10 protein-coding genes are annotated in these 10589 nt (G+C 54.8%); 9 read left to right on the top strand and 1 reads right to left on the bottom strand.

All coding sequences use genetic code 11. The features are described 5' to 3' along the window. The first annotated feature begins 622 nt into the window (after positions 1-622). From KYK14_RS12815 to KYK14_RS12780, 8 genes are all read left to right on the top strand, one after another. The gene (locus KYK14_RS12815; protein WP_219159310.1) at positions 623-1522 is read left to right on the top strand and encodes a helix-turn-helix domain-containing protein; all 900 of its coding nucleotides are present in this window, start codon (positions 623-625) and stop codon (positions 1520-1522) included. A 78-nt stretch (positions 1523-1600) separates the two neighbouring features. Next, positions 1601-2338, top strand: a complete 738-nt coding sequence (locus KYK14_RS12810) for an SDR family oxidoreductase (protein WP_219159308.1) — start codon at positions 1601-1603, stop codon at positions 2336-2338. A gap of 158 nt (positions 2339-2496) precedes the next feature. Next, the gene (locus KYK14_RS12805; RefSeq protein ID WP_219159306.1) at positions 2497-3345 is read left to right on the top strand and encodes a helix-turn-helix transcriptional regulator; all 849 of its coding nucleotides are present in this window, start codon (positions 2497-2499) and stop codon (positions 3343-3345) included. 49 nt (positions 3346-3394) lie between these two features. Then, positions 3395-4216: an SDR family oxidoreductase gene (locus tag KYK14_RS12800; RefSeq protein ID WP_219159304.1), complete on the top strand. Its 822-nt coding sequence runs from the start codon at positions 3395-3397 to the stop codon at positions 4214-4216. 264 nt (positions 4217-4480) lie between these two features. Beyond that, entirely contained in the window at positions 4481-5278 is a 798-nt protein-coding gene (locus tag KYK14_RS12795) for an SDR family oxidoreductase (protein WP_219159302.1), read from the top strand. A 201-nt stretch (positions 5279-5479) separates the two neighbouring features. Continuing rightward, entirely contained in the window at positions 5480-5830 is a 351-nt protein-coding gene (locus KYK14_RS12790; RefSeq protein ID WP_219159300.1) for a hypothetical protein, read from the top strand. Between the two features lie 94 nt (positions 5831-5924). Continuing rightward, a complete protein-coding gene (locus tag KYK14_RS12785; protein WP_219159298.1) occupies positions 5925-6845 on the top strand; it encodes a helix-turn-helix domain-containing protein in 921 nt (306 codons plus the stop codon). A 502-nt stretch (positions 6846-7347) separates the two neighbouring features. Further along, the gene (locus KYK14_RS12780; protein WP_219159296.1) at positions 7348-8271 is read left to right on the top strand and encodes an MBL fold metallo-hydrolase; all 924 of its coding nucleotides are present in this window, start codon (positions 7348-7350) and stop codon (positions 8269-8271) included. A 162-nt stretch (positions 8272-8433) separates the two neighbouring features. Here the strand turns inward: KYK14_RS12780 and KYK14_RS12775 are convergent, their stop codons facing one another. Then, positions 8434-8796, bottom strand: coding sequence for a hypothetical protein (locus KYK14_RS12775; protein ID WP_219159294.1), 363 nt, complete (start codon positions 8794-8796; stop codon positions 8434-8436). 870 nt (positions 8797-9666) lie between these two features. Here KYK14_RS12775 and KYK14_RS12770 point away from each other — a divergent pair. Continuing rightward, positions 9667-10482, top strand: coding sequence for a hypothetical protein (locus tag KYK14_RS12770; protein ID WP_219159292.1), 816 nt, complete (start codon positions 9667-9669; stop codon positions 10480-10482). Positions 10483-10589: the final 107 nt, after the last annotated feature.

Below are 10589 nucleotides of genomic sequence, written 5' to 3'. Positions count from 1 at the left end.
ATGTTGCTTAGCGCCATTGCCTACAACCTCAAAAAGCTGCTCAAGCACTTGCCCAAACGAGTGGTGAGCCTGGCCCTACAGTCAGCACCCCTACGGTGGGCAAATCGCCGCTTGCGAGACTGGAGGAAAGCGAGTTATCGCTTGCTGGAATACTCATGCGATTGAAACAGGTAACCAGCACCGAGTTCTGCAACAGCCACCACCGTTCTTTAAACGTTACAAGACCAGTTTACGTGCTGTGAAGGATGGTGGCTGTTGCAGAACCCTCATTAGTGGGCGCTAAGGATTGTGTAGCCGATAGACAAGGCTATCACAAGCTTTTAGGACCCTCATGCTGAACGCTGAATTGCAAGTCCATGAGTTTGTCGTTTCCCTTTCAAGAGTTTTGCAACAACCACGATGGTTCAAGCAAGGTAGGACTTTACACGCTGCCCCCATCATTACGGCTATACTACTACCCAGTCTAACGCACGTGCGGCTGGACTACCTAACGCTACGCTTCCTGCTCCAGCTGCGAGTTGAGCTTCTGCTCCAGCAGCCTTCAAACAAAGAGAATAACGAATCGCTGGCAGCTCGCTATTGCCACACAGGTGTACCGGATTGAATTATATAACTTTCCAAAATGGAATCCAAGGGAACTATTGCAGCCTATTTTCAGCGTTACGAGCGGGGCTTCCCACAGGCCGGGCAGGTGGCGGCTTACCGCATAGAGGAAGTGCCAACGCCGGCGCAGTTCCCCTTCGTCCGGCACGACTTTTACAAGATCAAGCTCTTGTGTGGGGCCCAGGGCACGTTACGTTACGCCAATAAGCAGGTTCCGATTGCGGGCTGTGCGCTGGTTTTTGTTAATCCCCTGATTCCGTTTGCCTGGGAGCGGACAAGTGGGTCGGAAACGGGGTTTGCTTGCCTGTTTACCGAAGAGTTTATCACCGGGCAACTGCGCACAGCCAGCGTAGCCGGCTCTCCCCTATTCCGGGCCGGGGGTACGCCGGTGCTGTTTCCACCTCCCGCGGCAGAGGCCCGGCTTCGCGGCCTGTTTGAGCTGGTGCTGTTGGAGCTGCAATCAACCTACGCGCACAAGTACGAGCTGTTGCGCAACTATCTGCAAATCATATTGCACGAGTCGCTGAAGCTGACCGACGACGTGCCCGCTGCCAGCCACCCAGCCGCCACGCAGCTGAGTGCCCGGTTTCTGGAACTGCTCGACCGGCAGTTTCCGCTAGCCTCACCCCAGCAGCCCGTAGTGCTGCGCAACGCCAACGAGTTTGCGAAGCACCTAGCCGTGCACACCAACCATTTGAACAAGGCCGTGCAGGCTACCACTGGCCGCCCCACCACCGCTCACATTGCCGAGCGGCTGGCCGAGGAAGCTAAAGCGTTGCTGCGTCACAGCAACTGGAGCGTAACCGACATCGGCTACGCATTGGGCTTCGGACACGCCTCCAACTTCAACAGCTTCTTCCGCCGCCACGTTGGGCAGCCACCCCAGCAGTACCGCCGCCAGCCGCTTGTACATTCATAAGCTTTGGATTGATTGGCATAACGCTGCTTGCTCCGGCGGCCCGACCTTTGCCCGACATTCACCACCTACATCGGGCACATGGACAACATCACGGGTAAAGTCATTATCATCACGGGGGCCAGCGGCGGAATTGGCGCAGCCACGGCCCGGCTATTGGCCGAACAAGGGGCCAAAGTGGTCTTGGGGGCCCGGCGCATAGAGCAGCTACAGGAGCTGGCCGCGCAAATAACCCAGGCCGGCGGACAGGCCGCCTGCGCCCGCGCCAACGTGAGTGAACGCGCCGACCTGGTGGGCCTCGTAGACCTGGCCCTGGCGCGGTTTGGGCAGCTTGATGTGCTGGTCAGCAACGCTGGCATAGGCCTGATTTCGCCTTTCGACGATCTGCGCGTAGAGGAGTGGGAGCAAATGATTGACGTGAATCTGAAGGGCGTGCTCTACGGCATTGCGGCGGCACTGCCGGTGTTCCGGCGTCAGGGCAGTGGGCACTTTGTCAACATCCTCTCCACTGCCGGTTTGCAGATTGTGCCGTCGATGGGCGTGTACGCTGGCACTAAAAATGCCGTGCGCACTATCGCCGAGGCCTTGCGCCAGGAAGCCGGCCCGCAGCTGCGCGTGACCAACGTGTCGCCGGGCTTCGTGCACACCGACTTCGCGGAGGCCATGACCAATCCAGCGATAAAAGACCAGATTCTGGCCCGCCGCGACCAGATTGCCATTCCGCCCGAGGCCATTGCGCAAGCCGTAGCCTACGCCATCAAGCAGCCCGCCAACGTCGACGTAGGCGATATAGTGGTGCGGCCGACGGCCCAAAGTTGAGTTGCTGCGCAACCTACGCCCTGTTGAGTGGCCGTATGCTTGCTAGATTGGGAACGCCCGCGCAAGCTAGCAAGGCAGGCAACATTGAGCTTTCTACGCAAACACCGTCTGCCAGTGAGTTCCGAGCTTTGTCAGGTTAGTTGTAGCCGGGAAAACGGATGAAAACGCAGTTCTTGCCCCCCCTTGGTCAGCCAGGCATTATCTACTCGCAGTATGCACGCCGCCACATGGACGCCGACCAGTGTGTGGCCTTACACGGCTTGACGTATCTGCTGGCGGGGAGCCTGCGGGTGACAGAAGCCGGGCAGAGTCACGTTTTCGAGGCGGGCAGTCTGCTGTTTTCCCGAAAAAACTTCCTGGCTAAATTCACCAAGCAACCAGCCGGTGATGCTCCTTTCCGAGCCATTACCGTGGTATTTGATGTGCCCACCTTGCTTGCAGCCAGTCCGCCGGACAGCAAGACGGGTGAGTTGCCCCACGTCGGTAGTCCGGCCGTCACTGCCCTGCACACAACCCCGCTACTTCAGCAATTCGGCGAGTCGCTCCAGCGCTATTTCAAGCAGCCGATGCCCGCGCCCCTGGCGCAGCAAAAGCAGCAAGAAGCGCTAACCTTGCTTCTGCACGCGTATCCGGCCCTGCAACCGGTGCTGTTCCACTTCGCGCCGCCCGGCAAAATTGACTTGGAAGCCTTTATGCGGCAGCACTTCCGTTTCAACGTCGACCTGCGGCAGCTGGCTTACCTCACCGGGCGGAGCCTGGCGAGTTTCAAGCGGGATTTCCACCGAATTTTTCGCACCTCTCCTGCTCGCTGGCTCTACCAACAGCGGCTAGCCGAAGCCCATTACCTGCTCCAAGAAGAGCACAAGCGCCCTTCGGACGTGTACCACGAAGTGGGCTTTGAAAGTCTAGCGCACTTCTCGCACGCCTTTAAGCGGCAGTTTGGCTACCCGCCATCGAGCGTGTATACGCCCGGCCTAGCCGACCAGAGGGGGCAGGAGCTTCTGTAGCCTTTCCTATGCCCTTCAAGTACCATCACCTTTTTTCCGCTGCATGCCTATGCCTACTATCTTCATTACCGGCGCTTCGTCCGGCCTCGGGAAAGCCACGGCCAAACTCTTTGCGGCCCGAGGCTGGCACGTGCTGGCCACCATGCGCCATCCCGAACACGAAACAGAGCTTGGACAGCTACCGGGCGTACATCTGCTACCGCTGGATGTAACCGACCCGGCTCAGATCAAGCAGACCGTGCAACGCGCCATTGCCCTGCACCCTGTCGATGTGGTGTTCAACAATGCAGGCTACGGTCTCATCGGGGCGCTCGAAGCTGTATCGGACGAGCAGATCACCCACCTGCTCAACACGAATCTGCTCGGCGTCATTCGGGTCACGAAGGCGTTTTTGCCGCATTTACGGGCTAAGCGGTCTGGCCTTATTTTGAGCACCACGTCCATGGGTGGCTTCCTCGCCTTCCCGCTGTATTCTATTTATCACGCCGCTAAGTGGGCCGTGGAAGGCTGGAGTGAGAGTATGTCATTCGAGTTGGCGTTGCATAACATCCGCATCAAAACGATTTCACCCGGCGGCACGGCCACCGACTTCACCGGGCGCTCGTTGCAGGTGGCCGAGCACGACGCGTACACTACTCTGTTTCAGCAACTAATGACCGGGCAGGAAGGCGTGCAATTTGCGCCCGCCGAGGTTATTGCCGAAGTGGTGTATGAAGCAGCAACCGATGAGCAAGACCAGCTCCGCTACCCGGCTGGCCCCGATGCCGTGGCCGCCTACGCTCAGCGGCGTACGGCTGGGCCCGAAGTGTTCCGTCAAGGCGTGGCCGCTCAATTCGGGTTGCCCAAAGCCACGAACCACCCGGCCGCCTAGCGCCCGCCAGTCTGCCCGGCCTGCTGATACGCCCTGGTTCTGCGGAGCTACCTGACGCCTCACCAACCAATAAACAGGCCTGTCCGCAACCCTAGGGCGACGCAGCAGCATCCGGAATCAGAGCTTCCCTAGTTCTGATTCCGGATGCTGCTGGAGCAGACGTTTTGCTTTCGACTACAACAAAAGGCGTTTTGGCTACAGCGGCTTTTTACGTGAGATGGACCTTTGTTCTGTCACTGGTACATCACGTAAAACAACCGGAAAATGGAATTGAAAAACAACACCGTCCTGATTACAGGCGGGACCAGCGGGTTTGGGCTGGAATTCACCAAACGCTTCCTTGAATTAGGAAATACGGTACTTATCACGGGCCGCAATCAGGTGAAACTTACCGAAACCAAAAGGCTTTTTCCGCAAGTCCACACGTTCCAAAGTGATATAAGCAAGCCCGAAGATATCAAGGCGTTATATCAGCAAGTGGTAGAGAAGTTTCCTGACCTCAATATTATCATTAACAATGCCGGTGAGATGCGCAAGCTTGTTCTGCACGACGAGCATGAGTTACTGGATATCACCCGGGAGGTAGAAATCAACTTAATGGGCCCCATTCGGATGGTCCAACAATTTCTGCCGCACTTGAAAAAGAAAAATGCCGCGGCCATTCTCAACGTCACGTCCGGCATTGCCCTGATGGCGTTTCCCATAGCTCCTGTCTATGGAGCCACCAAATCCGGGCTGCGCTCCTACACCCAATCGTTGCGGGTGCAATTGAAGAACACCAGTATCAAGGTATTTGAATTGGTGGCACCCGGCTCTTCTACCCCGTTGAACGATAAGTTTAAAGAGGTAGATGGTTTCTCTTCGAGCGGTATGATGGCTCCGGACATAATAGTTGCAGCCGCCATCAAAGCCATGCAGAAAGACAAGTTGGAGATTTATCCCGGTCTGCTGAGAGTTTTTCGCTTTATCATACGGCTGGCCCCACAACTTGTACTGGCGCAGGCAAGCAAAATCGGTGCTTCCGCTATGCGGGGAAACCCATTACTAACTGCTGCAAAATGAAAAAGCACACCACTGCAGATGCCCTGTCGATTATTTTGCCCGTGTTAATTAATCTGATTCCGCTAGCAGGTGTTTTCCTGTACTTCAAACGTGGAATTCACTCGCCTGTTGACACAAGGAAAATCATTATAAGCACTCTAATTGACATCCCCGCTAGATTAACAATGGGCTACCTACTCAATACATTCATCTGCCCTTGAAATGATGAAGAACCTAATCACTTGGATCCTATTGGGGCTATCTGTTTCCTTGTCCTTCAAGCATGGATGGGATTCACTGCATTTCAAAGCCAATCCTCAATCGGCGGAAATGATGAACAAGTTAGGTATCAGCAGTGCAGCCATGCCTTTTCTGGGTGTCGTAGCTCTGGCAATTGGGTTGCTTACTTTGTTTCCGAGAACGTTTTTTATAGGCAATTTACTGAATGCGCTATCAATTGTTACGATAATGGCACTAGCAGTAAGAGCCGGAAATAATAAAATTGCGTTGCTGGAAATTCCTTTTCTCTTGCTGCCATTACTATTAATTTACTTGCGGCACCCTTTGAAATAGCAGCAACTACTATCAACTGAACAAAAAATTATCACAGTATATCAATAACATATAACGCCGAATTAGTTTAAACATAACCATTCCGTTTTGCAGCATGACAAGCAATAAGCCCTTACGAATAAAAACAATTACGGAAGGCCATCGAATCATGGGTTTACCCAAGCCCGAACACCCGTTAATCAGTGTAGTGGAATATGCCGCGTTACAAGCCCCTTCCACTGACGCGACGGACAACGGAGTCGTATTTGATTTTTATTACATCTCTCTAAAAAGAGGATTTAGTAATAAATTTTACTACGGACAACAGCAGTATGATTTTGATGATGGCATGCTGTATTTTGTTGCTCCCAATCAAGTAATACGCGGGGCAGGTCCAAATCCTGAAGACGATCTTTCGGGCTGGGTTTTGCTGGTGCATCCCGACTTGCTATGGGGCACGACATTAGCTAGTACTATTAAAAAATACGAGTACTTTGATTATTCGGTAAACGAAGCCTTATTTCTCTCTGCTAGAGAAGAAAACATTGTCAACGGCATCATAAAAAACATTGAAACCGAATACCAATCAAATATTGATAAATTTAGCGGAGACATTATCGTTTCGCACCTTGAAACGTTGCTAAATTATTCGGAGCGCTTTTACCAGCGTCAGTTTATTACCCGAAAGCGCAGCAACCATCAAATTATTGATCGACTGGAAAAGTTGATGGCTGATTATTTTAATAGCAACGCTTTGGCAGCGAAAGGCTTGCCGAGTGTGCAGTATATTTCAAGTCAGCTCAATATTTCACCCAACTATTTACGCGGTTTGCTGAACATCCTGACAGGAAAAAATACGCAACAGTATATTCACGATAAGTTGATTGATAAAGCGAAAGAAAAACTCTCCACAACTGATTTATCTGTCAGCGAAATTGCCTACGAATTAGGTTTCGAGCACCCCCAATCGTTTAGTAAATTATTCAAGACCAAGACCAGCGTTTCGCCCCTGGAATTCAGGCAGTCCTTTAATTGAAATGCGTCTTCTTACGACGGAGCCCCGAATGCCCCCCGCGCAAGCTTGACCAAACCGGAGCAGGCCTTTCAACTGCCAAACGCAAGCGAATTGCAGGTAGATACGTCGCCTTTCCAATAATTCGTGGTGGGCGTGTGCCCGCCTGGTAGTTGACGCCCTATCATGACGTTACCACCCGTCAGCAATACGTGGTGAGCCTTCAGTTAGCGGAAACTATCCTCAACCGACGTGTTGGTGCTGGGCTTGGGCGTAAAGCTGATTCTAGCTGCCCACCCCGCATAAGCTGCTACGTCATTCACCCCTCTTAGGAATAGAGCACATGCATAATCGGTGGAGAATTTGGCTGCTGGCCGCAACAATTATCGCGCACCTGAACCTAACGACAGGGTGCGCTCCATCGGCGGCTCGCCGGGCCGTTTACGCCCGTTCGGGGCATTATACGCGCGGTCGGTTCGTCAACCAAGATACCACCGCTTCCCTCCCGTCGGGCAACCCTTTTACCGTGCTCTGGCATTTTCTCACAACCAAGGTGCCGGATCGGGAGCCAGCCGCGCCGCTGCCCGTTATCCCGCTGGACGTTGCTACGCTAACCGACCGCCGGCCGGACCTGGTGCGCGTGACGTGGCTGGGCCATTCCTCCAGCCTGGTGGAAATAGCGGGACACAAGCTCCTGCTCGACCCGGTGCTGGGTTTCACAGTTGGGCCCGTCGCCTGGGTTTCGCCTCAGCGCTACACCCGCACGGTACCAGTCACGGCCACGCAACTGCCCTTTATCGACGCCGTTCTGATTTCACACGACCACTTCGACCACCTGGACCGCGCGACCATCGAGCAGTTGCGCGACAAGGTAGGCCACTTTTATGTGCCCCTGGGTGTAGGGTCACATTTAGTCCGATGGGGCGTGGCCACCGAACGCATCACCGAGCTCAACTGGTGGGAGGAAGCCCGCCTACCCGGCCTCACGCTGGTCTGCACGCCCACCCACCATGGCTCCGGACGGGGTGGACGCCGAAACGCCACCTTGTGGGGCTCCTGGGTTCTGCAAGCTACTACCTGCCGCCTCTTTTTCAGTGGTGATGGGGGGTACGGCCCGCATTTCAAAACCATTGGGGATACTTATGGTCCGTTTGATTTAACGTTGATGGAATGCGGGCAGTACAGCCCGCAGTGGGCACAGATGCACATGCTGCCCGAACAAAGCGTGCAAGCCGCCCTAGACTTGCGAAGCCGCCGGATGCTGCCCGTTCATTGGGCGGCTTTCTCGGAGTCGCTGCATCCCTGGACTGAACCCGTGGAGCGCGCGCTGGCGGAAGCTACCCGGCGGGACTTGCCCCTAACCACCCCCCGCCTGGGGGAACCCATACTTGTGACAACCACTACGCAGTGGCCCACCGCCCCCTGGTGGCGGTTGGTGAAGACTCAGTAGTACAATGGTTTCAACCTCTTGGGCTCCGGCAGTTGTTCAACACTTAATTATGACAGCTCCGGAAAGATATCACGCTACCAATAAAGAAGGTAGTATAGTACAGAGCGTGTGGCATCTTTTGGTATACCGTTCAATTAATGTTATAGACTGTAATTAGTGCCTTCACTTTGAGGCTGACAGTTGATAATTCGGTATGGGAAAGGGTCGGATAGACTGCTCCATCCGTTCGCCTACCAGTTTAAAGGTAAGACGACTACCCGTGATCGTATGGTAGTCTAGTTGCACAAATCCATAGGCGGGATGGTACCACAGGTCCAGAGAAGAGTTTCCCACCGGGCAGCTAGCATGGGCGCGGACCAGCCAGCAGCATAGCGAACCAAGCGGCGTCAGGACTACTTGCTTCCCGACCACCCGATACTGGCTGCGCACGTGGATGCGACCCTGCCACGTGGCCCACTGCGGATTACTCCAACTGTCACCCACCGTTAGATCCCACGTCCACTGATGGCCGGTTCGAGCGGGCAATTGGATGTACGGAAAAGGACTCAACTCCAAGATGGCGTAGTCCCCGTCCCGCGGCGGGTGGCTCCATAGGAGCGAATCATGTTCGATTACCCCAGAAAAAGCCTTCGGCGTACTATGTGCCTCATAGCTGTAACCGAGTGTTGTCTGTCGAGTGCGCAGGGCGAAATGGGCCGTACGGAAGGTGTCCACTTCCCGGTTAGGATCGATCCCGAAGCTGGTAAGCACCAGCGTGTCTACCTGTTCCTGTTGACTGCCGGGAGCAACCCGCGCCACTTGATAGGTGAACTGATGACCTTCCCGAAAGGCGTTAGCTGATGGCACTACCTGTGCTGTTTGCGTTTGACACGCTAGCAGGGTGGACACGATGCCAAGCAACCAAAGGCGATAGCCAGGACGAAACGGGCAGTAGAAGGATGGTATACGAGACATAAGAGAGGTAAGTAAGAAGGTAAAATACTATACTCCGAGGTTGCGCATAAGGAAGCATAAGCCGGTTCTCTTTCAAAAGTATCGAATACCTACTGTGGCTGTTGCAAAACGCGTCGTGGGGCTTATCAGCGGGTCCTGCAGGGCACCTACGGTGTGAAACAATTAGGTAAAAGTCCTTTTTTTATAGTATAAGCAATTGACTTGTAGCGTATTGCAAAAAGTAGTGGTTTTTTAGAAGGTCTGTGCATGTCCCCTCTTAGGTTGGACCCCGGGCGTGGGAGCGGTACGTTTGATCCATCGAGCGTTGCGCCGAGGGCCTTAGGGGCACAGCCTGTGCCAGAGAACTTACGACGCGGTCTGGATAGGGTCACTTGCGTGCGTGGCCATGTATCCCACTCTATACTGAACTAGTGCAGCTTTTACTTAACCCCTTAGCTAGCCATGCTGCACTATTCCCTGCTGCTACTTGGGCTACTTGCTCCCACAATAGGGTTTGCCCAGCGTGACTTTTACACCCCCAAGTCCTTGCTGATGCCCCTGCATGAGCAGGCCCGTCAGCTACAGGTAGCTGCCGGCGTCGGCGGTGGCTACCAGCTGCACCTGTCCTACACGCTGACTAGACACCTGGTCGTCTTCCAGACGGCTACTCTTGACAACGCGCTGCACCAACGCCGAAGCCTGTTTGGCGACGCCTATCAGCAACGCAACCGCAATTACGTGCTCACGGGGGGGCTGGGCTATTTCACCCCCCTCAACCGTTCCTTCCTCACGGTGGTGGAGGCGTACGCCGGGGCCGGCCTCACGCGCATGGTCAATTCCTGGGCCTTCGGAAAACTCTCAGACGAGGCGGATTTTACCCACGCGCGCTACTGGACGGCCTTCAGCCAGGTAAACGTCGGCCGGCGGGTAACGCACTGGGAGATGGCATTCGGCTTGCGCTTGGTATACGCCCGCTACCAGCAGTTACGCTATTATCAGGTCAGGTATCCGCACTATACGGATGTCCACCGGGTGGAGGAGTTGCGGGGGCTGCTGCTGGAACCCGTGCTAAGTGGCAGCTTTCTGTGGAAAGCCTTCAAGTTGAACGCCCAAGCGGGCGTGTCCTCCCCCCTCTCGGCCCCACCGGCCCAGGTAACGGTGACCGGGTACACGGGCATTGCCCAGGCCGATCCAAGAGCCGACGATCTACCGGAGTTGGGTGGACTGCTCGGCCGCCTCAGTGTGCAGTATACGGTAGGCCTAGGCCGGAAGAAATAGTCCTTCTGTGCATACCTTATTAGCACTACATGGCTGCCACGTGTGAGAAGCAAGCTTCTGCCGCCTACTCTCTAAATAACGTTTGCCGAGGTCCCTTTACTAAATGT

The organism is Hymenobacter profundi (assembly GCF_019334315.1).
Classification (GTDB): Bacteria; Bacteroidota; Bacteroidia; order Cytophagales; family Hymenobacteraceae; genus Hymenobacter; species Hymenobacter profundi.
This window is presented reverse-complemented; position numbering and strand designations above follow the sequence as displayed.